This is a genomic window from Alteraurantiacibacter aestuarii (genome assembly GCF_009827405.1).
Taxonomy (GTDB): domain Bacteria; phylum Pseudomonadota; class Alphaproteobacteria; order Sphingomonadales; family Sphingomonadaceae; genus Alteraurantiacibacter; species Alteraurantiacibacter aestuarii.
In genome coordinates this window covers 434,090-458,449 of record NZ_WTYY01000001.1, presented here as the reverse complement: position 1 = coordinate 458,449, position 24,360 = coordinate 434,090, and the positions used below count along the sequence as shown (strand labels likewise).

The following is a 24,360-nucleotide window of genomic DNA, read 5'->3' as shown; positions in this document are numbered from 1 at the left end:
AGCGATGGCGATCGAGGCAATCTGGAATGGCAAGGTAATCGCCCGCAGCGATGATACCGTGGTTGTGGAGGGCAATCACTATTTCCCGCCCGCGGCCGTTGATGCCGGGCTGCTCCATCCCAGCCAGACCACCAGCCACTGCCCGTGGAAGGGCGATGCCAGCTATTACTCGCTGGTGGTCGACGGCGCGCGCAACACCGATGCCGCGTGGTATTATGCCGACCCCAGACAGGCCGCGATCGAGATCAAGGACCGCATCGCCTTCTGGAAGGGCGTGGAAGTGCGTGAGGCATGAGTGAGGAGACTGATCAGATTCAGGCCGCCCCGGCGCTGATAGAGGCGCTGAACCTTGCCCCCCATCCCGAAGGCGGCTGGTACCGGGAGACATGGCGCGCCGATGCAGAGGCGGGAAAGCGGGCGCAGGCGACGGCGATCCATTTCCTGCTCGAAGCCGGACAACGCAGCCATTGGCACAAGGTCGATGCGGCGGAGATCTGGCTGTGGCACGCGGGCGATCCGCTGCTGCTGTCGCTGGCGGCAACCGATGCCGGACCGGTTCAGCAGGTCACTCTTGGCGCAGATATTCTGGCAGGCCACAGCCCGCAGCATGTGATCGCTCCGCATGAATGGCAGGCGGCCGAACCTGTGAATGGTCCGCATGGCTATACGCTGGTCAGCTGCGTGGTCGCCCCGGCCTTCGATTTCGCCGGGTTCACTCTGGCCGATGCCCATTGGCGGCCCGGCCAATGATCCGCACAAGCTTGTGATGCGTACGGCCCTGCGCTGGCTGCTGGCCATCTTCTATGCCTATACCGGCTATGCCCACATCGCCACGCCCGCTCCATTCCTGCAGATCATGCCGCCGATGATACCCTGGCCCGAGCAAGTTGTGCTGTGGACCGGTATTGCGGAATTGCTGGGTGCAGCGGCGCTGGCCCAGCCGATCTCCGCGCCATTGCGGCGGGCAGGAGCGATTGGCCTGGCGCTGTATGCGCTGTGCGTGTGGCCGGCCAATATCAATCACATGATGATGGACCTGGCTTCTGCCGATGGCGGCTTTGGCCTGGCCTATCATATCCCGCGGATGATCGCGCAGCCGCTGATCATCTGGCTGGCCTTGTGGACTGGCCGGGTGGTGGACTGGCCCTTCCGGCGCTGATCCACCGCTGATGTTCGAAGAATGAGAAGGAATTGCCGATGATCACCCTGCTGGCACCGATGCTCCTGGCCGCAGCTTCCGCGCAGGCAGCGCAGGGGGGAGAACCGGTTCAAACGGTCGATCCCTGCGAAATCGAGGGCATGTGCCGCACGATCACGCAATTCAGCTTCGAAACTCCCGATGGGGAAGTTGTGGAGGTTGATGCCGACATCACCCTGCCATTCCTGTCGCAGGGCAATGTGATGATCACACCGGGCGAAGCCATCACCATAGAACTTGTTGAGGTCGAAGGCCTGCTGGTCCCGTTCCTGATCAGCACGGGCGCTGCGTCACGCGATGGCAGTCTGGCCGAAAACCAGATCAGCTTTTCCTTGAGCGCAGTCGAGCGCGGGCAGATCATGCTCACCGTCCTGAGCAAATATCCCGCAGCGCTGGATTATGCGGCGCTGAAAGTCGCCATCGGCGCGGGGCCGGAGCGTACCAGCGTGTGCACGCTTCTGCCCGGTGTCGCGGTGTTCGAACAATGGCAGGAGCCGATCTACCAGATGGCCCTGTGGGGCTTTCGCAAGACCGATGATCATGGCTGCAAGATCATCGATCCCGAAGCAGAACCCAGCCAGACCGCATGATCCGAGGGCTGGCTGATCCAGAGCCCGGGCGCGCCTAGCCTTCCCAGCCGAACACATCTTCCACCCCCACGCCAAAGGTGCGGGCGATACGAAAGGCGCTTTCCAGACTGGGCGAATATTTGCCCAGCTCTATCGCAATCACCGTCTGGCGGGTGACGCCGATGGCATCGGCCAGCGCCTGCTGGCTCATCCCGCCATGCGCCTCGCGCAGGTCCCGCACGCGGTTGGTGATGGGGGGAGCCTTGCCCATCGATCACACCCCCCGGCGGAACAGGATGATCTGGAACACATATTCCGCCACCTGCGCCACGATCAGCGATCCGATGGCGAAGAAGAACAGGCGGTTGCCCTGCCCCCACCACAGATAATCGAGGATGCCGCACACCACGCCAACGCCCAGCACGATGCCCGACCAGTTGCCCGAAACCGCAATCGCCGCCCTCTCGCGCTCATCGGCAGGACGCTGCGCGTCGCGCGGCGAATAGATCGCCAGGACTACCTGCACCACGATTGAGCCGATGATCACCGCCGCCACGAACGGTACGAAAGCCACCAGCTGCACCTGCCCCGGCGCATCGGCCGGAATCAACCGGGCCAGACCGAGAAAAAGCAGGCCGTTGAGAGCCATGATCAGCGCCATCGCCCATGCGGATTTTTCCCTGAAGGACATTTGCGAACTCCTCTTTCCAATGTCGAATATCTTTAACATAGTCAAAAATATTCGACTGTCAAATTTTTTGTACATGGGGATTTGCAGTCGGGATGCTTCACATTGCGCTACAATTCTCGCTCCACCCCTGTTAGGGGCGCCGCCATGCTGACAATCAACGGCCTCACTGTGCGTCTTGGCGGACGTACCATCCTTGATCGCGCGACTGCCGCCGTGCCGCCCGGCGGGCGCGTGGGGCTGATCGGGCGCAATGGTGCGGGCAAGTCCACACTGATGAAAGCCATCATTGGCGAGATCGAGGGTGACGAAGGTTCCGTTGAGATGCCGCGCCGCACGCGGCTGGGATATATTGCGCAGGAAGCGCCCAACGGCAGCGCCACGCCGCTGGAAACCGTGCTGGCCGCCGATGTCGAGCGGCTGGAGCTTCTCGAAAAGAGCGAGAATTGCGAAGATCCTGAGCTTCTGGGCGACCTGTATGAGCGGCTGATCGCGATCGATGCCTACACCGCGCCTGCGCGCGCATCGCGCATCCTGATCGGCCTTGGTTTTGACGAGGAAATGCAGGAGCAGCCGCTCGACAGTTTCTCCGGCGGGTGGAAGATGCGCGTTGCGCTGGGCAGCCTGCTGTTCTCCCAGCCCGATGTGCTGCTGCTGGATGAGCCTTCCAACCACCTCGATCTGGAAGCCACGCTGTGGCTGGAGAACTTCCTCAAGTCCTATCCCGCCACGCTGCTGGTGATCAGCCATGAGCGCGACCTCCTCAACAATGTGGTCGATCACATCCTGCACCTGCAGGGCGGCAAGCTGACGCTGTATCCCGGCGCCTATGACAGTTTTGAGCGCCAGCGCGCCGAACGCGCCACCCAGCTGGCCGCCGCCAAGTCCGCTCAGGATGCGCAGATGGCCCGGCTGCAGGACTATGTGGCGCGCAACAGCGCTCGCGCCTCAACCGCGCGGCAGGCCCAGTCGCGCGCCAAGATGCTGGAGAAGATGCAGCCGATCACCGCGCTGATCGAGGACCCCAGCCTCAGCTTCGGCTTCCCCGATCCCGCCGAACTCAAGCCGCCATTGATCACGCTGGACCTGGCAGCCGTGGGCTACACGCAGGACAAGCCGATCCTGCAGCGTCTGAACCTGCGGATCGATCCCGATGACAGGATCGCGCTGCTGGGCCGCAACGGCAATGGCAAGACCACGCTGGCGCGCCTGCTGGCCGCGCAACTGCCGCCGATGGAAGGCGAGATCTTCACCTCGCGCCAGATGAAGGTCGGCTATTTCACGCAGTATCAGGTGGAGGAGCTTTCCAGCGACGATACTCCGTTGGAACATATGACCCGCACCATGAAGGGCCAGACACCCGGCGCTGTGCGCGCGCAACTGGGCCGCTTCGGCTTTTCCGGCGCCCGCGCCACGCAGATGGTCGGCAAGCTGTCAGGCGGCGAGCGGGCGCGGCTGGCGCTGGCGCTGATCACCTATGAAGCGCCGCATATCCTGATCCTGGACGAGCCGACAAACCACCTCGATGTGGATGCCAGGGAAGCGCTGGTGCAGGCGCTCAACGACTATTCGGGCGCGGTGATCCTGATCAGCCATGACCGCCATATGGTGGAGCTGACCGCAGACCGGCTGGTGCTGGTCGATGACGGCACCGCGCGCGATTATGACGGATCGATGGAGGATTACATCGACTTCGTGCTCGGCCGGAACCAGCCCAAGGGCGACGGCGCAGCGGGCGGCGCGGCCAAGCCTTCCAAGAAGGAACGCAAGGCCGCCGCGCAGGCAAAGGAACAGGCGTGGGAGCAGGCCAAGCAGGTCAAGGCGCAGATCACCTCTGCCGAGAAGGATCTTGCCCGCCTGACCGCCGAATGCGCCGCGCTGGATGCCGCGCTGATCGATCCCGCCGCGGCCACGGGCAGGCTCAGCGGCAAGTCAGCCGCAGAGCTGGCGAAGCTGCGCGCCCAGCTGGCCGCCCGGCTGGAAACTGCCGAAGCCGCCTGGCTGGAACTGGGCGAGCAGCTGGAAACGCTGACCTAGGTCGGCTCCGCCTCGACCGAGTAATTGATCGCGGCATTGCGGGTCTTCTGGAAGTCGGGGACGCTCATCCCCTTCATCGCCGCATAGACATCGATATTGCCCAGCCCGACCACCGGAGCGAGCTTCTCCAGATTGAAGAAGATCACGCCGTAATGGATCATGCCGATCCAATCGAGGTCGCGGATCATCGTCTTCTCCTCCTCGGTCAGCGCGTATTCCGCAGCCAGCGCCTCAAAATCATTCTTGAAGCGCTCCCGGAAGGCGGGCTCCACAATGCTGTGGAGGAAGTTGTTGATCCGCCACGCCTTGGCGCTGCGGGTGATGGTGAAGGGATAGGTTCCCTCCAGTTCCAGCGCCGGGGCGACATCCCAGTAGATGCGGCTGGCATATTCCTCCTTGCTCTCGGGGCTGGGATCAGGCTCTGCATCCTCGAACACCATGGAGGCGATGGAGGTCATCGAGGGGAGGAAGAAACTGCGGTGCAGTTCCTTCACCTTGGGTGCCAGCGCGCCGCGCATCAGCATCCACATCACGATTTCCGCGCCTTCCATGCCGCCCAGCCTGACCAGTTCGCCCACCGGCATGCGGGTCAGGCTTTCGGGATCATTGGCCAGCCGGTCCATGAACTCATGGTCCCATTCGACATTGTTGAAGCCGCAGCGCTCACCGTGCACCTGGTGGCTGAGCCCGCCCGTGCCGGCAATCGCCACCTTGATATCGGCGGGATAATTCTGGATCGCCCGGCGCAGACTGCGGCCAAAGTCCCAGAAGCGCCGCGCCTTGGGGATCGGCAGTTCCAGCACACCGCATTGCAGCGGCACGATCTTGCACGGCCAGCCCTCCTCATCCGAATGCGGCAACAGCACGGACAGCGGCGAGAATGCCCCGTGGTCCAGCCCCATGCCCTGCCAGTAGGACAGGTCGAAGTCATCGGCCACCATGCCGAAGGCCAGATGCTGGGCGAAATCGGGATCGCCCTTGATCGGCGGAATATGCCGCGGCCCGCCGCCCTCATCCGCCGCCGCATATTCCTCACCAATGCCGATGGCGAAATGCGAATAATGCTTCATCCAGAAGGAGGTCATGTGATCGTTGTAGACATAGACGATCACGTCCGGCTTCTTGTCCGCGAGCCACTGCTTGACCGGCTCGAACCCGTCGAAAATCGGCTTCCACACCGGATCGTTCTGTTTGCCCGCATCCTGCGCAAAGGCGATGGTGGGCGTGTGTGAAACGGCGAACCCGCCGACGATTTCAGCCATGATCTCTCTCCCCGATGAGCCGCCCTGGGGCGCTCGGAACTCTTGCTCATGCCCGGTTATGCCGGGCGGGGCTGGCAGTCTTTGCGCCGGGTCAATCACCCGCAACTGCGCGATCGCGACTTGACGGCCCCACCGCAAAGGCGCGATTTCATGGCCAGATTCAGGAGGAGCCCCAGATGAACAATCCCACACGTATCGCGCTCGACATTGCCCGGCGGGTGCTTGGCGAAGGTGGCCCGCGCGGTACACAGCATGAAAACATCCTGAGGCACATCGACGCGCGCCAGCCGCTCAGCCGCGATGCCAATGAGCTTTCCAGCGTGGCCGAATCGGGATGGGACCGGCTGGCCGACAGCGTTGCCAGGGTCGGCGGATCATGGCCCTTTATCGGCGGCTTTTTCCTGTTCCTGGCCCTGTGGGTGGGCGGCAACACCTTGTTGCTGGCAAGTGCGAAGCCGTTCGACCCCTACCCTTTCATCTTCCTCAACCTGATCCTGTCCATGCTCGCCGCAATCCAGGCGCCGATCATCATGATGAGCCAGAACCGGCAGGCGGAAAAGGACCGCGTGGCCGCCGCCCATGACTACGAGGTCAATCTGCGATCCGAGATCGAGATTCTGGCGATGCAGCAAAAGCTGGACCGGCTGCGCGGCGAACAGCACGAACTGATCCTGGCACGGCAGGCGCGCATGCTGGAAATGCTGGAGGCGCTGCTGGTTAAGTCAGAGCGCGGCTGAAGCTCAGCCGAAACTCCCGGACCTGGCCAGCATGACCGGCCTATTGGTGGATATAGACCGCCCGTTCGTGGCTGAACGCCTTGAAGCCGAAATAGCCGTGATAGCTGCCGGTGCCGCTCTGGTTCACGCCGCCGAAGGGCAGGTTGTTTTCCAGATAATGCGAGAACACGCCGTTGACGGTCACGCCGCCCGATGAGGTGCGGTCCAGAACCTTCTGCACATTGCCCTCGTCCGGGCTGAAAATATACAGCGCCAGCGGCTTGTCGCGCTCCTCGATATAACCGATCACCTGATCGAGCGTATCGTAGGTCATCACCGGGATAACCGGAGCGAAAATCTCTTCCTGCAGGATCTTCATCTGCGGGGTGACATTGGTCAGCATGGTGGGATGGATGGTCAGGTCGTCCTCATCCATCTGCCCGCCCACGGCCACGGTTGCACCTTGCGCCACCGCATCGTCGAACAGGCCCTTGACCCGGTCAAAGTTTGCCTTGTTGACGATCTGGGCGATGGCTTCCTTCTTGATCTGGCCATCTTCGGTGTAGAGGTTGTTCTGCACGTTGGCCTTGAAGCCTTTGACCAGCCGGGCCTGCTGATCTTCCTTCACGAAGACATAGTCCGGGCTGATGCAGGCCTGTCCGCCGTTGAACTGCTTGGCGCCCGCCAGCGCGGCGGCGATCTTGTCGATATCCGCGCCATCATCGACAATCACCGGCGACTTGCCGCCCAGTTCCAGCGTCACGCTGGCCAGATGTCTGGCGGCAGCGGCCATCACGATCTTGCCCACGCGCGTACTGCCGGTGAAGAAGATGTGGCTGAACGGCAGGTCGAGCAGGGCGGTGGCCACGCTGACATCGCCTTCGAACACGGCCACTTCGTTCTCGTCGAACACCTCGCGCACGATCTTCGCGGCGATGCTGGCGGTGGCCGGGCACAGATCGGTCAGCTTGAGCATGCAGCAATTGCCCGCCGCCACGGCGGCTGCCAGCGGACCGAAGGTGAGGCCGAGCGGAAAGTTCCACGGGCCCAGGATCAGGCACACGCCGCGCGCTTCATAGATGATCTGCGCCTTGTCATCGGGGTTGGTCGATGGCGTGACCTGCGTGGGCTTCATCCACTCATCGAGGTTGTCGATATTGCGCTGGATATTGGCGGTGACGTTGAGCACTTCGGTAACGCGAATTTCGCCCGCGGGCTTGCGCGTATCTTCCAGCACGGCAGCGACGATATCGTCCGCGTGGGCTTCCACTGCGGCTTTCAGCTTTTCCAGCTTGGCCTTGCGCGCCGCTGCCTTGGTCGCCTTCACATCCCATTGATGCGCCTGCTGCAGGGCGAAAACGCGGGCAATCTCAGCGGAGAGATCGGAAGCAGTCTGGGCGGTGCTGGACATGGGATTTCCTGTAGAAAAGTGAATTGAAACGGGCCGCATTGCCTATCCTCCGCTGCCCGGAACACAAGGTGGACCAAGTGCCCGGTGTCAGCGGATCGCCGGGAAAACGCCCCGGCAGACAGGCAATATAGGCAGCCTCAGTCTTCCTTGCCAGCCACGCCGTAATTGATCGCGGCATTGCGGGTCTTCTGGAAGTCCGGAACGCTCAACCCCTTCATCGCGGCATAGATATCGATATTGCCGATGCCGGTTACCGCGCCCAGCTTCTCCAGCATGAAGAAGATCACGCCGTAATGGATCAGGCCGATCCAGTCGCGCTCACGCACAAGGCGCTTCTCCTCATCGGTCAGCCCGGCGTCCGACATGCAGGCTTCCTCGTCCTCGCGGAACTGCTTGCGCACCACCGGATCGGTAAGCGAGTGGAGGAAGTGGTTGAGGCGGAAGCCGCGCACGCTGCGCTCGATAGTGAAGGGATAGGTGCCCTCCATCTTGTCCGCGCCTTCATAATCCCAGTTGATCCGCTTCAGCGTTTCGGCGGGAGCCTCCACCGGCGCATCGTTGGAAACCTCTTCCATGATCATCGTGGCGATGGGGCACATGGAGGGCAGGAAATAGGTCTTGTGCGTGCACTCCACCTCTGCCGAGAGCGCGCCGCGCATCATCAGCCACATCACGACTTCGGCGCCTTCCCAGCCGCCGCGGCGGGCCAGTTCGGCAATGGACAGGTCGAGCAGGCTTTCAGGGTCCTTCTCCAGCCGTTCCATGAACTCCATATCCCATTCGGGATTGTTGAAGCCGCAGCCTTCGCCGTGGACCTGGTGCGACAGGCCGCCGGTGCCGGCAATCGCCACCTTGATGTCTTCGGGATAGGACAGGATCGCCTGGCGCAGGCTCTTGCCGAATTTGTAGAACCGCCGAGCCGAAGGCAGCGGTACGGTCAGCACGCCGCACACCACGGGCAGGAGCTTGCAGGCCCAGCCATCCTGCTCGTTGTAATCGACCATCACCGACAGCGGGCTGAAGGCGCCATGATCGAGGCCCTTGCCCTGGAAATAGGACAGGTCGAATTCATTGGCGACCATCACCTTGGCCACGTGTTCGGCAAATTTGGGATCGCCCATGATGGCGGGAATATCGCGCGGACCACCGCCCTCGTCTGCCGCCTCGAACTTCGCGCCCACGCCCAGCGCAAAGTGGCTGTAATGGTCGAAGAAGGAGGTCATGTGGTCGTTGTAGATATAGACCAGCACATCGGGCTTCTTTTCGCGAAACCACTTCTGCACCGGCTCATAGCCTTCGAAGATCGGCTTCCAAACCGGATCATCCTGCTTGCCGCCATCCTTGGCGAAAGCGATGGTGGGAGTGTGCGATGTGGCGACGCCGCCGACGATAGTAGCCATTGTTCCGGGCCTTTCCTCTCGATCGCGCCGGTGTGCAGCGCTGATCCTGTCAATTTGTCCGTATAGTGCCATGTGGCCACGCCCGGCGACAAGTCAATTTTACGGATGCATGAAGTTTTCACATATCCGAAAGGAAACGGGCGGAGCGCCGTGAGACGCCCCGCCCGCAATTTTCCAGCTTGAGGCAACGGGCCACACAAGGCCCCCTGCCATCAGGCGATCAGCTCAGGTGCTTGGACACCGCAGCGGTCATCTTGAACATGGAGATCTGATCCTTGCCGATCACCGCGCCAAGCTTGGCATCGGGGTTGATCTGGCGCTTGTCCTTGGCGTCCTGCAGGTCGTTGGCCTTGATGTAGACCCACACCTTGGAGGTGACTTCAGCGCGGGTCATCGGACCCTTGCCAATCACGTTCTCCAGTTCGCCCGAGAGCGTTACCGGCTTGTTCAGCGCGTTGTTCTTTGCAGCCATAATACTTTCCTTCCCTTCAAAAAATCCTGCCGGGTGCAAGGGGAAATCAATCCTCGCCCTCGTCCTCGGCGTCCCAGTCATAATCACCGCCCTCTTCACGGGTGTAAGTCCCGGTCAGCAGCGTGACAGCGGTTACGTGGCCTTTCATGGCCGCTTCCAGTTCATCCCGGCTTGCACCCGGCATCAGTACCAGGGGCAGGTCAAGTGCGAAGAGCTGGAATACGTAATCATGCGGCTGGCTGCCCGTCGGTGGATCGGGCAGCAGCCATTCGGAATTGCCGAAGGAGTTCTTGCCCACGCGCGGCGGGACTTCCCCTTCAAGCAACATGCCTTTCTGGCCGGGCATGCCCCAGACCAGCCAATGGCAAAAAGGTTGTTCGCCCTTTGAATTAGGGCTGGGCGCATCGGGATCTTCCACCACCAGCACCAGTTCATGGCTTCCCGGCGGCGGCGCAGTCCATTCCAGCGGCGGAGCGACCGAATCTTCCTCGTCAGCGGTAAAGCTGGGATCCAGCGCCTCTCCATTGCGGAAGGCAGCCGACGACAAGGTGAAGCCGCCGCGGCCCAGCATGGCTTCATTGGCCAGCCGCGCCACCATAAGTTTTGCATGGCCTGCACGTGGCGAGTGCAGCGCCTTGCTCAGCCAGTCGGGCAGGTTGTCCGACATTATTCCTCCAGCATGCATCCGTTTGCGGATGCGGTAATTTACGCCCTGATACGGACAGTGAGTGCGCGATGTGCCGCCACACAAGCGCCTTGGCAAGGGCATCGGCCCCTTCTCCTGTAGAAGAATTGCGATTGTTCGTGATATTTCAAGCGTCTGGCGCGCGAACTTCACCCCTGCGGCCGTCCGCTTCATACTTGCCAGTGCGGCGGGGCGTCGATATCGTCGCAGCTGCAACTTCCCCGAGTGCGCGGCAAGACGGACAACCGAATCCATGAAAACTTCCAAGATCGCGTTGACCCTCGCCTGCGCAGCCATGGTGGCATCATGCGGGGGTACGTCCAGCGGCGGCGCGCCCACGGGCAATGTTCCCACGCCCACGCCTTCATCAACGCCCACGCCCACGCCCACATCGGGCACCTGCTCGCTGTCATCGCGGCAAAGCTGGACGCTGGCGCAGCTCAACGAATGGTACCTGTTCCCCGACCTGCTCGACACCACCGTCAACCCGGCGAACTATTCCAGCGTACAGAGCTATATCGATGCGCTGGTAAAGCCGGCGCGTGATGCATCGCGCGATCGTTACTTCACCTATCTGACCTCCATCGCGGAGGAGAACGCCTTCTTCCAGCAGGGGGCCAGCGCCGGTTTCGGCATCCGGCTGGGCTATGACACCGCTGCCCGCCGGGTCTATGTGATCGAAGCGTTCGAGAATGCGCCCGCACTGGGCCAGAACATGGATCGCGGCAGCGAACTGCTGGCCATCGGCACGAGCGAGGCGAATTTGCAGACGGTCAACTCGCTGATGGCCAATGGTGGACCATCTGCCGTGATCAACGCGCTGGGGCCGGATACGGCGGGCACCACGCGGGTGATCCGCATCCGCGATGCCAGCGGGATCGATCGCACCATATCGCTGTCAAAGGCCGAATATGCGCTGGACCCGGTATCCGATCGCTATGGCTTCAAGATCATCAACGATGGTGGCAAGAAGGTGGGCTATATCAACCTGCGCACCTTCATCGATACCGCCGGGCCGGACCTGCGCAGCGCCTATCAGTCCTTCCGCGCTGCCGGGGTGACCGAACTGGTGATTGACCTGCGCTATAACGGCGGCGGGCTGATCTCCATTGCCGAGTTCATGGGCGACATGATGGGGCGCGACAACGATAATCAGGTGTTCGATTACATCACCTTCCGCGCCTCCAAATCCGCCAATGATTCGACCTATCGCATAAATGCGCAGCCCGAATCCATCCAGCCGACCAAGATCGCCTTCATCACCACGCGCGGCACCGCATCGGCCAGCGAAATGGTCATCAACGGCATGCAGCCCTATCTTGGCAACACCAGCATCGCGCTGATCGGCGAGAACACCTTTGGCAAGCCGGTGGGGCAGATTGCCCTCGATCAGGCGGCCTGCGATGACCGGTTGCGGGTGATCGCGCTGCGGGTGGAAAATGCCAACCGCAATGGCGATTATTACACCGGCCTTGCCTCCACCATTCCCAACAGCTGCCGGGCGCAGGACGACCTCACCGCACAGCTGGGCGATCCGAATGAAGGCATGCTGTCGGTCGCGCTGGATTTCCTGGCCGGGCGCTCGTGCACACCGATATCGGGCGGCCCCGCCACCACGCAGGCGGTGGTCGATCGCGGCTTCCTGCAGCGCGAACAGCCCAATACCGCGCAGCGCAACGTTCCGGGCATCTTCTGACCGGACCGGCCGGCCTGGAAGGGGAACCCCTGATGGAACGGTCAGAAGGCACCGGACGAAGGATCGTCATCACCGGCTTTCGCGCCTTCCCCGGCGTGGCTGACAATCCCACCCAGCGGGTGATCGAATATTTCGGCGCGGTCAGGTCTGGCCTGCCGCACAGCACTTTGCTCAGCCTGCTGGATGTCGATTATCGCCGCGTGGTGCCGCAGATCGATGCGCTGCTGGCACAGCCGCCGCGCGCACTGATCCTGACCGGATACAGCAATGTCGCACGGGCGGTGACGCTGGAAAGCCGCGCCAGCGCCCGGTGCGCCGCGGACAAGCCCGACAATGCCGGATATGTCCCGCCCCCGGCCAATGCCGAGCAAGCTCCATTGATGACAGCCATAGATCTGGGCCGGCTGCAAAAAGTGCTGTCGCGGTCCAATGTCTCGGCCAGCATCTCCGCCGATGCGGGCGAATATCTGTGCAATTTTTCCTATCACTATGCGCTGCGGCAGATTGCCGACCGCGCTTTGTCCACGCAGGTGCTGTTCGTGCACCTGCCCGCCGTGCACGGGTCCGACCTTGCCGCCACCGCTGCCGGAACAATGCCGCTGGACCAGATGGCGCAGGCGATTGCCGTGATCGCCAATACGCTGACCGATTAGGCGGGAAGATCGATCGGGTGGGAGACTGATCTACCGGGCCGCTATTCGGCGGCCTCAAGCTCCTGCTCCGCGCCGCCGGAAAAGGGGTGCACATCGCTCCAGCCGCAGCCGATGCGCTGATCTTCGCCCCATTGCAGCGTGACGGTGAAGGGATAGGTCCGATCGCTCATCCCGTCCGAACAAGCGGCGGGCGTGATTGCCATGTCCACCGCCACCCCGTCAGCCTCTGCGCTGAAAGACAACCCGCCGCGCCCGGCAAAACGGGTCACCGGCAGGCGCTGGCCCTCGATGTTCTCGGGCGTGGTGTAGGTAAACAGGCCGCCTGAAATCTCTCCGCCCCAGAACGGCTCCGTGCCCGTCAGGCGGATCACCTCATCCTCACCGATACCGGCGAAGGGCTGATCGTCCTGCGCATTGCCGGGAATGGCCGCGTCATGGTCTGCCGAACAGGCCGCCAGCATCGCTGCCAGCAGGCAGGCTGCAATAATTCTCATGTCAGGTTCCACCTCAATGCAATGGCCCATACCAGCATGGCCATGGAAAGCGTGCAGGCCAAAGTGCGCACATGGTTCCACACCGTCCAGCGATCAAGATATTGCGTCCACATTGCCGCCCCCTGGGCCGTGCCGGGTGTCGCCGCATCCAGGGCATTGTTGAGCGGGACATTGCCGACGATCGTCACCAGCAGCATTCCCAGCAGGTAGATACCGGCCCCGGCTGTCATCTGCCATCCGCCCGCAGCCTTCAGATCGACAAGGCCCGCCACCGCCAGCACGGCGCACACAGCACTGCTGGCAAAGAACAGCGGCAGGAAGGGGGAGCGCAGGATGATCCGGTTGATGCTCTGCATCGCGGCCATGCCGCTATCGCCTGCCAGCGCGGCCAGCGACTGCATGAGGAAGGTGGAGAAGGCGAAATAAATTCCCGCCATCAGTCCGGCGGAAATGGCTGCTCCCCAAAGCAGCACGGTGATTGCCCCTTGCATGATTGATCCCCCTGTTCGCGTTTTGTGTCCCGGCACAAGCGTAGAGAGGGACGAAGCGGCCCACAAGCGCACGGCGCTTGCCATCCTCTTGCCAGCTTCGCGCCTCCCGCTATCGTCCCGGCTCTTTCAGGCAGAGGAACAGGGCATATGGCAAATTGGGGACGGCGCGTGGTCACGGGCCATGATGCGAGCGGCAAGTCGATCGTGCTGAGCGATGGCCGCCCGCCGCAAAACCACCCGATGAGCGGCCCCGACGTGGGCGCCGACTTCATCGAAATCTGGCACGAGGGCGATCCGGTGCCGCAACTGACCGCGCAGCCAGCAGCCGAACCGAACGAGCGCCCCTTCACCATCATGCCGCCATCGGGCCATCTGATGCGCTTCATCGAACTTTATCCCGCCAGTGCGGGCGGCCACAAAACGGTGATGCACCGCACCCGCACGCTGGATTATGCGCTGGTGATCGAAGGCGAAGTGGTGCTGCACCTCAGCGACAGCGAAGTGGTGATGCGTGCGGGGGATGTGGTGGTCCAGCGCGGCACCGATCATGCGTGGGAAAATCGCAGCGACGCGGTCACCCGCATGGCGTTCTTCCACATCGATGCACGGTTTTCAGAAGACTTGCTGGAGACATTGCCCCAGCCGCTTGAACTTATGGAATAGGGTTCCGGCCTGATCTGCCGAAACTTGTTTGCCGGATCTGGTAGTCGGGAGAGGCGGCGCTGGTGCGCTCAGCCGTCCTGCGCCAGGATCATCTGTTCGGCCTGTTCGCGCTTTTCGGCTTCGGCCTGCTTTTCCGCTTCGCGCCGTTCGGCACGGTCACGTTCGGCCTGGGCGCGATCTTCTTCGATCTTCAGCGCCTGATCGGCCATGCCCCGCCATGCCTTTTCAGACCGCAGAGCCCGTTCCCGGACATTGTCGAGCGTGGCAGAGGCAGCTTCGGCAGAAGCTTCATTCGCACGATCATCGTAGAATTGAAATGTCTGGGCCATGTTCGTCCTTAGGGCTGCAATCTGGGGCGGATAACGGGGTGGACGCGGCCTGTAGTACGTAAGCACTGTACCGGGCGCGCCGGAATGGGTGCCCCGGGCAGCGCATGGCGCCACCCGGGAAAGCCCGAATTCAATCAGTCGGCAGCCGACAGATTAACAGCCGATTCCTTGCCGTTACGGCCGGATTCGATTTCGTAGTTCAGGCGCTGCTCTTTATCGAGCGTGGTCATGCCTGCTGCCTGTACGGCAGAGATATGTACGAAGCTGTCAGCCGAACCGTCGTCAGGCTGGATGAAACCATAGCCCTTGTCGGTGTTGAAGAATTTTACGGTGCCAGTCTTTGACATGGGGTATTCCTTTCACGGAAACTAGTATCGGCAAGGACACGATTGTGTGATCCCGGCCATTCAAGGTTCAACCGGGCCGCTTTTGCGACCAGGAGGCGTCAAATCGTCCGATGAAAGGAAGTCGTCGTCTGGTTTACGCCGGGGCCGTGCGGTTGGAACCGGTGGGCAAGCGGCGGTCGTCAAATCTCGAAGTCCGTCGCAAATTTCGACGTCAGCACGGGGCTTCTAGCACGCATGGCCCGCTTTACCTAATTATCCTTGGAAACGCAGGTCAGGTCCGGCGGAAACGCGGGGTAAACGCCCCACATTTGCCGGAGATTTGCCGTAGATTTGCCGTAGATTTACTGGTCAAAGCGCCATCGCACTGCCATGCGCACTGCTGAACTTCAGGAGCAGAACAGATGGCCGGCGATGACGAGGACTATGTCTTTGATGAGGACAGCGGCGAATGGATGCCCGCTTCCCAGCTGGCCGCAAAGCAGGCGGCGGCAGGCCAGGTGGAGGTCCGCGATGCGGTGGGCAATCTGCTGGCCGATGGCGATCAGGTGACGCTGATCAAGGACCTTGATGTCAAGGGCGCGGGCCAGGTGCTGAAACAGGGCACGCTGATCAAGAGCATCCGCCTGACCGGCGACGCGCAGGAAATCGACTGCCGCTATCCGGGCATAAAGGGTCTGGTCCTGCGCGCCGAATTCGTCCGCAAGCGCTAGGCGCCGAAGTTACTGCCCGATTTACTGCCCGATTTACTGCCCGATCTACTGGGCGCGGCGCGCCTCCACTGCTGCCTTTGCTGCGGCTTCGAAGGCATCGCGTTCATCATCGGTCATCTTTTGCAGCACGCGCACCGAACAGCGCCCGGTGCCGGTGGGCGTGCGGGGGATCAGCAAGGTTTCCGTATTGCCGGTACACACGCTGCCCATGCCGCGCGTGTCGAGCGCAATCTGCATGGTGAAGTCCAGATCGTTGCAGGGTCCGATCGCTTCGAACAGCCAGTTATCGTTGGGGCCGGTTTCGATGTAGAAACGCTCTTCGCCATCCGGTCCGTCTTCCGCGTCGGAATAGGAATTGATCTGGCTGGTGAAGAAGCACTGGCGCGCCGAGCCATCGCCAGAAGCGCGCGTTTCCCCGTCCACCGGGGCGCAGCCAGCGCTCATCGCAATGGCGCCAAGGGCGATAAAGGACGCTACGGACTTGTTCATGGTTGTGGTTCCTCACACGATTGAAGCCAGAAGGTGCGCAGGGCTGCAATCTGCTTTCCATTCGGAAATATACGTAGAAATATGCCTGGAAATAGACTGGGAAAGTGACACAGGAACACTCTGATGATGCCAGGAAATGATCCCGCGATGACAGCCAGCCAGCTGCAGATCCTGGTCGATGCCGATGCCTGCCCGGTGAAGGAGGAAATCTACCGCGTCGCCCTGCGCCACAAGGTGCCGGTGAAGGTGGTCAGCAATTCGCCTTTCCGCATTCCCGAAAGCAAATGGGTCCAACGGGTGGTGGTGTCCGACGGGTTCGACGCCGCCGATGACTGGATTGCCGAGCAGGCCGACGCCCGCTGCATCGTCATCACGGCCGACATATTGCTGGCCGATCGCTGCCTGAAGGCGGGTGCGACCGTCATTGGCAACAATGGCAAGCCTTTCACCACAGGCTCCATCGGCGGGGCGATTGCCACGCGCGCGATCATGGCGGACCTGCGCGTGGGCGCAGACGGCATTGGCGGTGGCCCGCCCCCGTTCAGCAAGGCCGACCGCTCGCGCTTCCTGCAGGAGCTGGACAAGCAGCTGCACAGGATCGCCCGCCAGAACTGAACCTACGACCTGAACTTACGATTTGATGCCGGGTCCTGCCCGCATCAGGCGTATGGCGGGGCGAGGCATTCCGCCTCTATTGGAACAGTCATGGCCAAGAGCCAGAAGAAATCGAACCGCGAAGTGCGCAAGCCCAAGGCGGACAAGGGCCCCAAGAAGAACGCCTCTCAGCCCAGCACCAAGCCCGGTGGCATCAAGGGGCTGGAGAACATGAAGAACGGCTAGACCTTCTTCGCGCCTTCTTTCGTGCCGCCTTTGGCATCAGCCTTGGTATCAGCCTTGGTTCCGGCCTTGGCCTTGTGCTCGGCCAGCAGGCGGTCCAGCTCGGCGATGCGCAGGCGTTCCCTGGTGTCTTTCGCCAGGCCTTTGAGCCGGCAGGTCGCCCACAGCGCCTTGCGTTCGGATTCGAGCGCCTTGAGATAGAGATCGGCCATATACACTTCCTGATTGCGGGGTTGGCGGCGCCATAGCGCGCCCGGGAGCCGAGCGGTAGAGGCTGGTCGCTAGAGGCTGGGCGCTAGTTGAACCGGGCGTTGGTTGAACCGGGCAGCCCGCCCTGCCCGCTTCGCGATTGACCGGCGCCCGGCAAGCAGACAAGGTGACGCCATGTTTCCCGCCCTTGCCGTTGCCACCTTCATGGTCCTGCTCACCGTGATCATGCACGGGCTGGGCCTGCTCGGCCTGGCGCGCGTGTTGCGGATAGAGCGGGAGGAGGAGCAGCTCGAATCGATTTCCCCCGTCAGTGCGCGCGGAATTGCCTTCACCCTGGCGCTGGTGGTCGGCCTGTTCCTGCTGCACGGGGCGGAGATCTGGCTGTATGCGGCGGTGTACCTGGTGCTGGACGCGCTGCCCGATCTGCACACGGCGGTGTATTTCTCCACCATCACCTATTCCACCATCGGTTATGACGATGCCGGGCTGGCGCATGACTGGCAGCTGGTTGCCGCCATCGAAGGGATGAACGGTATCATCCTGATGGGCTGGTCCACCGCCTTCTTCGTCTCGCTGATCACCCGTCTTTCGCGCAAATAGGCGGGGCCATGATGACACGCTCACCGATCACCCACGCCGGTTTTGCCTCGCTCGCCGCGCTTGGCTCGCTGATCTCATTGGCCGCGATCACATCGTCCCCCGCCGTGGCGCAGCAACCGGGTGCCAGCTTCAGTCTGACGGTGACGCAGCTCAGCTCCACCAATGGCCAGCTGATCGTCTGCCTGTTCCGCGAAAAGGCCGATTTCCCCGAATGCGAAGAAGGCGACGGCACGTGGCGCCGCACCTATCCGATCACCGGAGCCACCACCCGCATCCAGGTGCCCCTGCCCGCTGCGGGCAACTATGCCGTGACGGTATTCCATGACGAAAACCGCAACGGCCGCCTTGGCCAGAACTTCATCGGCATGCCGACAGAGGGCGTGGGCGTTTCAGGCAATCCGGGCGGAATGCCGCGTTATGCCCGATCGCAGGTTCCGTTGGCCGCGGGCAGCACGATCACCATCCAGATGCGATACCTGTTTGATTGATCGGCCAAGAGACTGACACTCCGCAAGCGCGAGCAGACACACAGCCTGCCACGCGGGTGCAGATCGCAAAAGGGCGGGCCTCGTCAAAGACCCGCCCCTGCAGTGTAGCTCATGTAGCCTGGCAAATTCAGGGCCTGAAAGTCAGCCCCATGATCCACCCGCTAATCAAGCGGGCATCAGCACCGTGTCGATCACGTGGATCACGCCGTTGGAAGCATCGACATCGGTCGCAACGACGGTGGCGGTGTTGCCTGCGGCATCGGTCAGCACGACATTGCCATCCACCAGCGTGGCGGTGAGCGTGGCGCCATTGACGGTGGTGATGGCAAAGCCTGCATCGCCGGCACCTTCGATCGCGGCGAGCACGTCTGCCGCCAGCACTTCGCCTGCCACCACGTGATAGGTCAGGATGCTGGCGAGGGTTTCGGTGTCATTGGTGGTCAGCTCTTCCACCACGCCTTCGGGCAGCGCTGCGAAAGCTGCATTGGTCGGTGCGAACACGGTGAACGGTCCGGCGCCCGACAGCGTATCCACCAGGCCGGCGGCCTGAACGGCAGCGACAAGGGTGGAGAAATCTTCATTGCCGACTGCAACATCAACAATGGTTCCGGTGGCCTGCGAATTGGCGGTCTGATCCGCCATCGCGGCATCGTCTGCAACAGGCGCTTCAGCGGCTTCGCTGCATGCGGACAGACTGAAGGCGGCGCCTGCGAGCAGGGTCGTGAGGATATGTTTGGTCATTGTGGTCCTTTCCAATTGGGCCCCGAATGGATGAACCCAGCACAGGAAAGGTAAGAGCGCCCCGGCGCGTTTCGATATGGACAAAAGGACAGGGGCCAAAGGGCCGGGGTCAGCAGCGCCTCCCCCGCCCCTTATCGATGCCCCTATCAATGCGCGCTATCGATCAGATCACCTTATCGGGCGAGGGATCGTGCTTGTGCCGATCACCCTTGCCGAAATGACGTTCCAGCCGCTGGACCAGCGTGTTGGCTGCGATCCGTGCGGCGCTGTCCACATCGCCCGCATGGCCGGTTACGCCAATCGGCTTCTCGCCCTTGATCCGCGCCTCGATCATGCAGGCCTTGTCATCGCCGCCGCCCTTGGGGCCGTTCTCGTCGCGCACATGAACCTCAAGCCGCGAAAGCCTGTCCTCAAACCGCGCCAGCCGCTCACGCAACTGCGCCTCGATCCGCTCCGCCACGTTTTCAGTGCCCATGACCGAGCTATCGGAATTGAACTGGAACTGCATAGGTGGAAGTCCTCTCGGTTGTTTCTGTTGTTCACCCGAGATGGGGATTTCTGGGCGGGATGGAAGGGCTGGCGCACCCCGGACTTTGCAAAAATGCGCACCGCCACCTACGCCGCCCCCATGCTGACGCTCGATGGAATCATTTCCGACCGCGGATCGAAATACGCCGTATCCGGCGCGCCGTGCCGCTCGGGTGAAGAGGCCAAGGCGCTGATTGCCATGCTGTGCAAATCCAAGAAATTCGCCAAGGCCACGCACAACAGCTGGGGCCTGATTTGCGACGAAGGCCCGATCAAGAATGACGACGGCGAAAGCGGCGCGGGCATGATCATCCTGCGGATGCTGGAGCGCGAGGGGTTGCGCGATCATCTGGTGGTGGTGACGCGATGGTATGGTGGCAAGCATCTGGGCGGCGACAGGTTCCGCCATGTGCAGGCGTGTGTGGGGGTTTATTTTGAGGCGGTGCGGGAGGGGTGAGGTGGCTAGGGAGCAGGCGGGATTACTGCGACTTCTTCTTAGGCACCAAATTGCTAGTATGCCCTTGTTTTTCCTCGCGCGAGCCACGCCCTTTAGCGACTCTCGCATACATCCCTAAATCACTTATTTCACCTGCTGCGAAATCAAGCATTCTCCCCCTTATTTTCCTACTTGGCGCAATCTCTAACTGCTTGAGCAAAGAAAGAATCTCGGCGTTAGAAACCAAACGCTCAGTAAAATACCTTTTTAGCTCATCTCGAGATAATTCAAGCAGTTGATCGGTATTTTTATGGATACGCTGAATGCGCGACATAACGAGTTCAATCGTCAATTGCTTTCTTGAGGCCTTCGGCTCAAAATCAATTCCGTCACGGCGTGCGACCATCATCAGATCTGCGTTGGTAAGATCGCTTTTATCCAATCCCGCAACGGCTCCCTCTGGACCGAGCCATTCAACGAGTTTTTCAACTTTGATATCCGTCATGGGCACTCAACCAAAAACTCCACGGTCAAATTCTTAAACTGGCCGGACTGCTTGACTGCATTCGAGATGCCTATGTCATAAACTGGCACTCTCTGAGCTGCGGCTTGTCGAAGACCATCACCTTCGGTGACGTAATTTGTGTACATGCTGCCAGTTTGGCGAAGGCGATTAAATTCGGTCTGCTCAGACCCTTTCAAAGCCTCGCCCCACTCCCGACACATCATGCCAATCGCACCGGAAAATTCAGTAGGCGAGTAGTCAAAGCTTCCCACCGCTCCTTTTATCATCTCAACATCGTCATTCACATTGTTGATTTCGCCTTGTATCGTAGCCACACCGACCGATGATTGACGGTCTAACTTGACGGGCGACACGCAATAATCAGCTGCAAAAATGACTGACCTCAGAATGTCAGATACTTCTGGGTGACTATCTATCAAGATATAGTCATATTCATTATCGAGAGCCTTTAGCACATCATCCAAGACTCGAAGGTGCGCTAGAAGCGCCTTGTTATTCGCACGAATGTTGTTCGAGCTTGGAAGCTTGTCCACGGACACCGCAGACAAGCGCGGATCAGATGGAAGCAAATCTACTGAGAGGTTCCCGTGTTTCCACTCGTATAGATCAACGTTCGGCGTTAATTTAGACGCACTGTAGAGCTGCTGATATTTGTGAAAAAGAGTTTCACCGGACATAGAGCCATCATCGAACTGCTCAATCAGAGCAGGGAAAAACCGGCCAGTGATACCCCCCCTTTGATAATCAGCATCAACCACCAAGACTCTTTTCCCGTGGTAGCGAGCCAGAGCTGCTGCAATGTGATAGCAGCAGGTAGTCTTCCCCACACCGCCTTTCTCACTGATAAATGCCACGCGTCGCGCCACCTAAAATCTCCCAACTATCCACTCAAATCTAGCGCTTATCTTTCACGCCATCAGTTCCAATATTTAGACCACATATTTGCTAAATATCGCAATAACTATCGAAAATGGATCAGCTGTACTTCAGCCACTAATCCTCCGCCTTCACATACAATTCCCCGCCCTCATTAAACTTCGCACTCATCCGCTCCATCCCCGCTTTCGCCTCGGCCACCACGTCGCCCGCTGCGGCGATAAACGCATCGCTGGGCTGGTTCTGCTTGGCGGCGAAGTCGCGCACTTCCTGTGAGATCTGCATCGAGCAGAACTTGGGGCCGCACATGGAGCAGAAGTGGGCGGTCTTGGCGCCTTCTGCGGGCAGGGTCTGGTCGTGATATTGCTCGGCCGTATCGGGGTCGAGGCTGAGGTTGAACTGGTCGCGCCAGCGGAATTCGAAGCGGGCGCGGGACAGGGCGTCGTCGCGCACCTTGGCGGCCGGGTGGCCCTTGGCGAGGTCTGCCGCGTGGGCGGCCAGCTTGTAGGTCACCACGCCCACTTTAACGTCATCCCTGTCGGGCAGGCCCAGGTGTTCCTTGGGCGTGACGTAGCAAAGCATCGCCGTGCCATACCAGCCGATCTGCGCGGCGCCGATGCCGCTGGTGATGTGATCGTACCCCGGCGCAATATCGGTGACGAGCGGCCCGAGCGTGTAGAACGGCGCTTCACCGCATGCCTCCAGCTGCTTGTCCATGTTCTCCTTGATCTTGTGCATCGGCACGTGGCCGGGGCCTTCGATCATCACCTGCACGTCTTGCGCCCAGGCGCGCTTGGTCAGCTCTCCCAGCGTGTACAGCTCGGCAAATTGCGCTTCGTCATTGGCATCGGCGATGGAGCCGGGGCGCAGGCCGTCACCCAGTGAATAGGCGATGTCATAGGCTTTGCAGATCTCGGTGATCTCGTCGAAATGCTCGTACAGGAAGCTCTCCTTGTGGTGGGAGAGGCACCATTTCGCCATGATCGATCCGCCGCGGCTGACGATGCCGGTCACGCGCCTGGCGGCCAGCGGCACATAGGCAAGGCGCACGCCGGCATGGATGGTGAAGTAGTCCACGCCCTGCTCGGCCTGCTCGATCAGCGTATCGCGGAACACTTCCCACGTCAGGTCTTCCGCCACGCCGCCGACCTTTTCCAGCGCCTGATAGATGGGCACGGTGCCGATGGGCACGGGGCTGTTGCGGATGATCCATTCGCGCGTGTCATGAATGTTGCGGCCGGTGGAAAGGTCCATCACCGTGTCCGCGCCCCAGCGGATGGACCAGACCATCTTGTCCACCTCGTTCGCCACGTCGGACGCGACGGCGGAGTTGCCGATGTTGGCGTTGATCTTGACCAGGAAGTTGCGGCCGATGGCCATCGGCTCGGCTTCCGGGTGGTTGACGTTGCTGGGGATGATCGCCCGCCCGCGCGCCACTTCATCGCGCACGAATTCCGGCGTTACGTAGTCAGGGATTTCAGCGCCCCAGTCTTGCCCGTCCCGCACGTGGTTTCGCACCATTTCACGGCCGATGTTCTCACGGATGGCGACATATTCCATCTCCGGCGTGATGATGCCCTGGCGGGCGTAATGCATCTGCGAGAGGTTCTTGCCCGGCCTGGCGCGGTATACGGTCTTGGAGACATTGGGGAAGGCAGGCACGCCGCCGCTGCGATCAGGCCCAAGCTGGCCGTTATCCTCCGGCTTGATGTCGCGGGCGGTGTATTCCTCGATATCGCCGCGATCCAGCTGCCACTGGCGGCGCAGCTGCGGCAGGCCGGCGGCGATATCTATGCGCGCGGCGGTATCGGTATAGGGGCCGGAGGTGTCATACACGCGCAGCGGCGGCTCACCCGAGGAAGGCTCCAGCTCAATCTCGCGCATGGCCACTTTCAGCGGGCCGACATGGACCTTGCGGCTGCCCCGGATAGGTCCGGTGGTAACGCCGATTTCGAGGTGGGAGGGGATATCAGCCATGGGAAAAGTCTTTCTTGTACGAGGATATTGGCTTGTACGAGGATATTGGCTTGTACGAGGATATTGCGTGTGAAGCCGGAAGCTAGAAGCGCAGCATGGCCACGCAGATCAGCACGATGCCAATCCCGGCGGCCATCATCGCCCAGATGCGGTTGACCAGGCCCAGCAGCTTGCTGGCGAAATGGAGGTAGGAACGGCCCCAGCCGAGCAGGATGAACCCTTCAATCACCATGCCGCCACCCAGCACAGTAACCACCACGGACAGCCAGTCATCAGGCCGCAACGGATTGACGAGGTAGATCGCCGCGCCCAGTGCCAGCACCACGATGCCGGTCACGAAGCGCAAACCTTCGCGCTTCTCGAAATCTTCGAGCATGGCGGCCCAGCTGCCCGGAGATCGCAGCTCTCCAATGGCAGCGCCCAGCGCGTAAATCCCGGTAAACAGGGCAATCCAGGCGGAAATATCGGCAGTCTCGGCCATGCGCGCGTTCCTCTCCAGACAGGCAGGAGGATGGGCGGCCTTTGTCCCGGTTGCTGGCCGGGGCCACCCTTCCCTCCGCCCGTGCTAACGGGTTCAGGTTCAACGGGTCGGGCGGCGTTACACGCCCCTCTCAGTCACATGACTCCCCGGGGATGGGAGGGGTTTAGACGACTTTGACTTACTGCGGAAGTGCGCATTCGGCCATGCCTGTCCGAGTTTCACGCTAGCATTTCAGAATCGCGGGTAGATAAGAACTTCTAAACCTTGAAGAAATTTTGCGACTATGCGGTAACGTACCACCAAGTATCCTGCAAACCATTACAAACTTCAAGTATACGTTATCTACTTTA

Annotated in this window: 34 protein-coding genes and 1 riboswitch; of the genes, 15 read left to right on the top strand and 19 right to left on the bottom strand. The window is 61.2% G+C overall.

All coding sequences use genetic code 11. From position 1 onward, the window contains the following. Nucleotides 1–4: 4 nt before the first annotated feature. From GRI32_RS02265 to GRI32_RS02250, 4 genes are read left to right on the top strand one after another with little or no spacing between them, the layout of a single operon-like run. Nucleotides 5–295, top strand: a complete 291-nt coding sequence (locus GRI32_RS02265) for a DUF427 domain-containing protein (RefSeq protein WP_160589483.1) — start codon at nt 5–7, stop codon at nt 293–295. Continuing rightward, on the top strand, nt 292–750 hold the full coding sequence (locus tag GRI32_RS02260; RefSeq protein ID WP_160589482.1) for a cupin domain-containing protein: 459 nt from the start codon (nt 292–294) through the stop codon (nt 748–750). The genes GRI32_RS02265 and GRI32_RS02260 overlap by 4 nt, the downstream gene beginning before the upstream one ends. Nucleotides 751–766: 16 nt before the next feature. Next, complete coding sequence (locus GRI32_RS02255) at nt 767–1,159, top strand: DoxX family protein (protein ID WP_160589481.1); 393 nt, start codon at nt 767–769, stop codon at nt 1,157–1,159. Nucleotides 1,160–1,197: 38 nt separating this feature from the next. Beyond that, the gene (locus GRI32_RS02250) at nt 1,198–1,788 is read left to right on the top strand and encodes a hypothetical protein (RefSeq protein WP_160589480.1); all 591 of its coding nucleotides are present in this window, start codon (nt 1,198–1,200) and stop codon (nt 1,786–1,788) included. 34 nt (nt 1,789–1,822) lie between these two features. Here the strand turns inward: GRI32_RS02250 and GRI32_RS02245 are convergent, their stop codons facing one another. Beyond that, nucleotides 1,823–2,038 carry a helix-turn-helix transcriptional regulator gene (locus GRI32_RS02245; RefSeq protein ID WP_160589479.1) on the bottom strand — a complete coding sequence of 72 codons (216 nt, stop codon included), beginning with the start codon at nt 2,036–2,038 and terminating at the stop codon, nt 1,823–1,825. A 3-nt stretch (nt 2,039–2,041) separates the two neighbouring features. Beyond that, the gene (locus GRI32_RS02240) at nt 2,042–2,458 is read right to left on the bottom strand and encodes a hypothetical protein (protein WP_160589478.1); all 417 of its coding nucleotides are present in this window, start codon (nt 2,456–2,458) and stop codon (nt 2,042–2,044) included. A gap of 144 nt (nt 2,459–2,602) precedes the next feature. On the opposite strand from GRI32_RS02240, the gene GRI32_RS02235 reads away from it, so the two are divergent. Continuing rightward, a complete protein-coding gene (locus GRI32_RS02235) occupies nt 2,603–4,492 on the top strand; it encodes an ABC-F family ATP-binding cassette domain-containing protein (protein ID WP_160589477.1) in 1,890 nt (629 codons plus the stop codon). On the opposite strand, the gene GRI32_RS02230 is transcribed toward GRI32_RS02235, so the two are convergent. Then, nucleotides 4,489–5,754, bottom strand: a complete 1,266-nt coding sequence (locus tag GRI32_RS02230; RefSeq protein ID WP_160589476.1) for a gallate dioxygenase — start codon at nt 5,752–5,754, stop codon at nt 4,489–4,491. The genes GRI32_RS02235 and GRI32_RS02230 overlap by 4 nt on opposite strands. 176 nt (nt 5,755–5,930) lie before the next feature. Between GRI32_RS02230 and GRI32_RS02225 the strand changes: the two genes are divergently transcribed. Next, nucleotides 5,931–6,491, top strand: coding sequence for a DUF1003 domain-containing protein (locus tag GRI32_RS02225; protein ID WP_160589475.1), 561 nt, complete (start codon nt 5,931–5,933; stop codon nt 6,489–6,491). A gap of 40 nt (nt 6,492–6,531) precedes the next feature. Here GRI32_RS02225 and GRI32_RS02220 read toward each other — a convergent pair whose 3' ends face one another. The 4 genes from GRI32_RS02220 to GRI32_RS02205 all read right to left on the bottom strand — a co-directional run bounded on the left by GRI32_RS02220 (nt 6,532) and on the right by GRI32_RS02205 (nt 10,420). Continuing rightward, entirely contained in the window at nt 6,532–7,881 is a 1,350-nt protein-coding gene (locus GRI32_RS02220) for an aldehyde dehydrogenase family protein (protein WP_160589474.1), read from the bottom strand. 137 nt (nt 7,882–8,018) lie between these two features. Continuing rightward, nucleotides 8,019–9,281 (bottom strand): gallate dioxygenase, encoded by a 1,263-nt coding sequence (locus tag GRI32_RS02215; RefSeq protein WP_160589473.1) that lies wholly within the window; start codon nt 9,279–9,281, stop codon nt 8,019–8,021. Between the two features lie 220 nt (nt 9,282–9,501). After that, nucleotides 9,502–9,753: an SWIB/MDM2 domain-containing protein gene (locus tag GRI32_RS02210; protein ID WP_160589472.1), complete on the bottom strand. Its 252-nt coding sequence runs from the start codon at nt 9,751–9,753 to the stop codon at nt 9,502–9,504. Between the two features lie 46 nt (nt 9,754–9,799). Further along, nucleotides 9,800–10,420, bottom strand: a complete 621-nt coding sequence (locus tag GRI32_RS02205) for a YbhB/YbcL family Raf kinase inhibitor-like protein (protein WP_160589471.1) — start codon at nt 10,418–10,420, stop codon at nt 9,800–9,802. A 271-nt stretch (nt 10,421–10,691) separates the two neighbouring features. Here GRI32_RS02205 and GRI32_RS02200 point away from each other — a divergent pair, with 271 nt between their 5' ends. Together GRI32_RS02200 and GRI32_RS02195 are read left to right on the top strand one after the other, a co-directional pair. Continuing rightward, the gene (locus GRI32_RS02200; RefSeq protein WP_160589470.1) at nt 10,692–12,134 is read left to right on the top strand and encodes a S41 family peptidase; all 1,443 of its coding nucleotides are present in this window, start codon (nt 10,692–10,694) and stop codon (nt 12,132–12,134) included. Between the two features lie 32 nt (nt 12,135–12,166). After that, entirely contained in the window at nt 12,167–12,787 is a 621-nt protein-coding gene (locus tag GRI32_RS02195) for a pyroglutamyl-peptidase I family protein (RefSeq protein ID WP_160589469.1), read from the top strand. A 41-nt stretch (nt 12,788–12,828) separates the two neighbouring features. On the opposite strand, the gene GRI32_RS02190 is transcribed toward GRI32_RS02195, so the two are convergent. Next, nucleotides 12,829–13,281: a COG3650 family protein gene (locus GRI32_RS02190; RefSeq protein WP_160589468.1), complete on the bottom strand. Its 453-nt coding sequence runs from the start codon at nt 13,279–13,281 to the stop codon at nt 12,829–12,831. Further along, nucleotides 13,278–13,772: an anthrone oxygenase family protein gene (locus GRI32_RS02185; protein WP_160589467.1), complete on the bottom strand. Its 495-nt coding sequence runs from the start codon at nt 13,770–13,772 to the stop codon at nt 13,278–13,280. The genes GRI32_RS02190 and GRI32_RS02185 overlap by 4 nt, the downstream gene beginning before the upstream one ends. A 147-nt stretch (nt 13,773–13,919) precedes the next feature. On the opposite strand from GRI32_RS02185, the gene GRI32_RS02180 reads away from it, so the two are divergent. After that, entirely contained in the window at nt 13,920–14,435 is a 516-nt protein-coding gene (locus GRI32_RS02180; protein ID WP_160589466.1) for a cupin domain-containing protein, read from the top strand. Nucleotides 14,436–14,503: 68 nt separating this feature from the next. Here the strand turns inward: GRI32_RS02180 and GRI32_RS02175 are convergent, their stop codons facing one another. Together GRI32_RS02175 and GRI32_RS02170 are read right to left on the bottom strand one after the other, a co-directional pair. After that, entirely contained in the window at nt 14,504–14,764 is a 261-nt protein-coding gene (locus GRI32_RS02175; RefSeq protein ID WP_160589465.1) for a hypothetical protein, read from the bottom strand. A 134-nt stretch (nt 14,765–14,898) separates the two neighbouring features. Next, the gene (locus tag GRI32_RS02170; RefSeq protein WP_160589464.1) at nt 14,899–15,111 is read right to left on the bottom strand and encodes a cold-shock protein; all 213 of its coding nucleotides are present in this window, start codon (nt 15,109–15,111) and stop codon (nt 14,899–14,901) included. 401 nt (nt 15,112–15,512) lie between these two features. Between GRI32_RS02170 and GRI32_RS02165 the strand changes: the two genes are divergently transcribed. Beyond that, the gene (locus GRI32_RS02165; RefSeq protein ID WP_160589463.1) at nt 15,513–15,821 is read left to right on the top strand and encodes an alkylphosphonate utilization protein; all 309 of its coding nucleotides are present in this window, start codon (nt 15,513–15,515) and stop codon (nt 15,819–15,821) included. 45 nt (nt 15,822–15,866) lie between these two features. On the opposite strand, the gene GRI32_RS02160 is transcribed toward GRI32_RS02165, so the two are convergent. After that, nucleotides 15,867–16,310 carry a DUF6491 family protein gene (locus tag GRI32_RS02160; RefSeq protein WP_160589462.1) on the bottom strand — a complete coding sequence of 148 codons (444 nt, stop codon included), beginning with the start codon at nt 16,308–16,310 and terminating at the stop codon, nt 15,867–15,869. A 123-nt stretch (nt 16,311–16,433) separates the two neighbouring features. On the opposite strand from GRI32_RS02160, the gene GRI32_RS02155 reads away from it, so the two are divergent. Beyond that, on the top strand, nt 16,434–16,925 hold the full coding sequence (locus GRI32_RS02155) for a YaiI/YqxD family protein (protein ID WP_237437318.1): 492 nt from the start codon (nt 16,434–16,436) through the stop codon (nt 16,923–16,925). 90 nt (nt 16,926–17,015) lie between these two features. Beyond that, the gene (locus tag GRI32_RS10835) at nt 17,016–17,150 is read left to right on the top strand and encodes a hypothetical protein (protein WP_272916768.1); all 135 of its coding nucleotides are present in this window, start codon (nt 17,016–17,018) and stop codon (nt 17,148–17,150) included. Here the strand turns inward: GRI32_RS10835 and GRI32_RS02150 are convergent. Next, nucleotides 17,147–17,359, bottom strand: a complete 213-nt coding sequence (locus GRI32_RS02150) for a hypothetical protein (protein WP_160589461.1) — start codon at nt 17,357–17,359, stop codon at nt 17,147–17,149. The genes GRI32_RS10835 and GRI32_RS02150 overlap by 4 nt on opposite strands. Before the next feature lie 172 nt (nt 17,360–17,531). Between GRI32_RS02150 and GRI32_RS02145 the strand changes: the two genes are divergently transcribed. Together GRI32_RS02145 and GRI32_RS02140 are read left to right on the top strand one after the other, a co-directional pair. After that, nucleotides 17,532–17,957 (top strand): ion channel, encoded by a 426-nt coding sequence (locus GRI32_RS02145; RefSeq protein WP_160589460.1) that lies wholly within the window; start codon nt 17,532–17,534, stop codon nt 17,955–17,957. An 8-nt stretch (nt 17,958–17,965) separates the two neighbouring features. After that, entirely contained in the window at nt 17,966–18,445 is a 480-nt protein-coding gene (locus GRI32_RS02140) for a DUF2141 domain-containing protein (RefSeq protein ID WP_160589459.1), read from the top strand. 165 nt (nt 18,446–18,610) lie between these two features. On the opposite strand, the gene GRI32_RS02135 is transcribed toward GRI32_RS02140, so the two are convergent. Continuing rightward, the gene (locus GRI32_RS02135) at nt 18,611–19,186 is read right to left on the bottom strand and encodes a fasciclin domain-containing protein (protein ID WP_160589458.1); all 576 of its coding nucleotides are present in this window, start codon (nt 19,184–19,186) and stop codon (nt 18,611–18,613) included. A gap of 163 nt (nt 19,187–19,349) precedes the next feature. Next, entirely contained in the window at nt 19,350–19,694 is a 345-nt protein-coding gene (locus GRI32_RS02130; RefSeq protein WP_160589457.1) for an HPF/RaiA family ribosome-associated protein, read from the bottom strand. A 93-nt stretch (nt 19,695–19,787) separates the two neighbouring features. Between GRI32_RS02130 and GRI32_RS02125 the strand changes: the two genes are divergently transcribed. Continuing rightward, nucleotides 19,788–20,171 (top strand): YigZ family protein, encoded by a 384-nt coding sequence (locus tag GRI32_RS02125; RefSeq protein ID WP_237437317.1) that lies wholly within the window; start codon nt 19,788–19,790, stop codon nt 20,169–20,171. A gap of 22 nt (nt 20,172–20,193) precedes the next feature. Here the strand turns inward: GRI32_RS02125 and GRI32_RS02120 are convergent, their stop codons facing one another. The 4 genes from GRI32_RS02120 to GRI32_RS02105 form a co-directional block, all read right to left on the bottom strand. Beyond that, nucleotides 20,194–20,655 carry a hypothetical protein gene (locus GRI32_RS02120; RefSeq protein ID WP_160589456.1) on the bottom strand — a complete coding sequence of 154 codons (462 nt, stop codon included), beginning with the start codon at nt 20,653–20,655 and terminating at the stop codon, nt 20,194–20,196. Further along, a complete protein-coding gene (locus GRI32_RS02115) occupies nt 20,652–21,542 on the bottom strand; it encodes an AAA family ATPase (protein ID WP_160589455.1) in 891 nt (296 codons plus the stop codon). Before GRI32_RS02115 ends, GRI32_RS02120 begins: the two co-directional genes overlap by 4 nt. Nucleotides 21,543–21,669: 127 nt before the next feature. After that, nucleotides 21,670–23,529, bottom strand: a complete 1,860-nt coding sequence (gene thiC / locus GRI32_RS02110) for a phosphomethylpyrimidine synthase ThiC (RefSeq protein ID WP_160589454.1) — start codon at nt 23,527–23,529, stop codon at nt 21,670–21,672. Between the two features lie 82 nt (nt 23,530–23,611). Then, nucleotides 23,612–24,010 (bottom strand): hypothetical protein, encoded by a 399-nt coding sequence (locus tag GRI32_RS02105; RefSeq protein ID WP_160589453.1) that lies wholly within the window; start codon nt 24,008–24,010, stop codon nt 23,612–23,614. A gap of 53 nt (nt 24,011–24,063) precedes the next feature. Continuing rightward, a riboswitch (TPP riboswitch) is annotated at nt 24,064–24,169 on the bottom strand. Nucleotides 24,170–24,360: the final 191 nt, after the last annotated feature.

Coding starts and splice junctions, on each gene's coding strand:
- GRI32_RS02170 (WP_160589464.1), bottom strand. CDS start 15,111: ATGTCAAAGACTGGCACCGTAAAATTCTTCAACACCGACAAGGGCTAT.
- GRI32_RS02240 (WP_160589478.1), bottom strand. CDS start 2,458: ATGTCCTTCAGGGAAAAATCCGCATGGGCGATGGCGCTGATCATGGCT.
- GRI32_RS02265 (WP_160589483.1), top strand. CDS start 5: ATGGCGATCGAGGCAATCTGGAATGGCAAGGTAATCGCCCGCAGCGAT.
- GRI32_RS02195 (WP_160589469.1), top strand. CDS start 12,167: ATGGAACGGTCAGAAGGCACCGGACGAAGGATCGTCATCACCGGCTTT.
- GRI32_RS02230 (WP_160589476.1), bottom strand. CDS start 5,754: ATGGCTGAAATCGTCGGCGGGTTCGCCGTTTCACACACGCCCACCATC.
- GRI32_RS02210 (WP_160589472.1), bottom strand. CDS start 9,753: ATGGCTGCAAAGAACAACGCGCTGAACAAGCCGGTAACGCTCTCGGGC.
- GRI32_RS02245 (WP_160589479.1), bottom strand. CDS start 2,038: ATGGGCAAGGCTCCCCCCATCACCAACCGCGTGCGGGACCTGCGCGAG.
- GRI32_RS10835 (WP_272916768.1), top strand. CDS start 17,016: ATGGCCAAGAGCCAGAAGAAATCGAACCGCGAAGTGCGCAAGCCCAAG.
- GRI32_RS02225 (WP_160589475.1), top strand. CDS start 5,931: ATGAACAATCCCACACGTATCGCGCTCGACATTGCCCGGCGGGTGCTT.
- GRI32_RS02235 (WP_160589477.1), top strand. CDS start 2,603: ATGCTGACAATCAACGGCCTCACTGTGCGTCTTGGCGGACGTACCATC.
- GRI32_RS02220 (WP_160589474.1), bottom strand. CDS start 7,881: ATGTCCAGCACCGCCCAGACTGCTTCCGATCTCTCCGCTGAGATTGCC.
- GRI32_RS02160 (WP_160589462.1), bottom strand. CDS start 16,310: ATGAACAAGTCCGTAGCGTCCTTTATCGCCCTTGGCGCCATTGCGATG.
- GRI32_RS02205 (WP_160589471.1), bottom strand. CDS start 10,420: ATGTCGGACAACCTGCCCGACTGGCTGAGCAAGGCGCTGCACTCGCCA.
- GRI32_RS02145 (WP_160589460.1), top strand. CDS start 17,532: ATGTTTCCCGCCCTTGCCGTTGCCACCTTCATGGTCCTGCTCACCGTG.
- GRI32_RS02105 (WP_160589453.1), bottom strand. CDS start 24,010: ATGGCCGAGACTGCCGATATTTCCGCCTGGATTGCCCTGTTTACCGGG.
- GRI32_RS02140 (WP_160589459.1), top strand. CDS start 17,966: ATGATGACACGCTCACCGATCACCCACGCCGGTTTTGCCTCGCTCGCC.
- GRI32_RS02165 (WP_160589463.1), top strand. CDS start 15,513: ATGGCCGGCGATGACGAGGACTATGTCTTTGATGAGGACAGCGGCGAA.
- GRI32_RS02130 (WP_160589457.1), bottom strand. CDS start 19,694: ATGCAGTTCCAGTTCAATTCCGATAGCTCGGTCATGGGCACTGAAAAC.
- GRI32_RS02120 (WP_160589456.1), bottom strand. CDS start 20,655: ATGACGGATATCAAAGTTGAAAAACTCGTTGAATGGCTCGGTCCAGAG.
- GRI32_RS02190 (WP_160589468.1), bottom strand. CDS start 13,281: ATGAGAATTATTGCAGCCTGCCTGCTGGCAGCGATGCTGGCGGCCTGT.
- GRI32_RS02215 (WP_160589473.1), bottom strand. CDS start 9,281: ATGGCTACTATCGTCGGCGGCGTCGCCACATCGCACACTCCCACCATC.
- GRI32_RS02250 (WP_160589480.1), top strand. CDS start 1,198: ATGATCACCCTGCTGGCACCGATGCTCCTGGCCGCAGCTTCCGCGCAG.
- GRI32_RS02175 (WP_160589465.1), bottom strand. CDS start 14,764: ATGGCCCAGACATTTCAATTCTACGATGATCGTGCGAATGAAGCTTCT.
- GRI32_RS02180 (WP_160589466.1), top strand. CDS start 13,920: ATGGCAAATTGGGGACGGCGCGTGGTCACGGGCCATGATGCGAGCGGC.
- GRI32_RS02125 (WP_237437317.1), top strand. CDS start 19,788: ATGCGCACCGCCACCTACGCCGCCCCCATGCTGACGCTCGATGGAATC.
- GRI32_RS02185 (WP_160589467.1), bottom strand. CDS start 13,772: ATGCAAGGGGCAATCACCGTGCTGCTTTGGGGAGCAGCCATTTCCGCC.
- GRI32_RS02255 (WP_160589481.1), top strand. CDS start 767: ATGCGTACGGCCCTGCGCTGGCTGCTGGCCATCTTCTATGCCTATACC.
- GRI32_RS02135 (WP_160589458.1), bottom strand. CDS start 19,186: ATGACCAAACATATCCTCACGACCCTGCTCGCAGGCGCCGCCTTCAGT.
- GRI32_RS02155 (WP_237437318.1), top strand. CDS start 16,434: ATGATGCCAGGAAATGATCCCGCGATGACAGCCAGCCAGCTGCAGATC.
- GRI32_RS02200 (WP_160589470.1), top strand. CDS start 10,692: ATGAAAACTTCCAAGATCGCGTTGACCCTCGCCTGCGCAGCCATGGTG.
- GRI32_RS02260 (WP_160589482.1), top strand. CDS start 292: ATGAGTGAGGAGACTGATCAGATTCAGGCCGCCCCGGCGCTGATAGAG.
- GRI32_RS02150 (WP_160589461.1), bottom strand. CDS start 17,359: ATGGCCGATCTCTATCTCAAGGCGCTCGAATCCGAACGCAAGGCGCTG.
- thiC (WP_160589454.1), bottom strand. CDS start 23,529: ATGGCTGATATCCCCTCCCACCTCGAAATCGGCGTTACCACCGGACCT.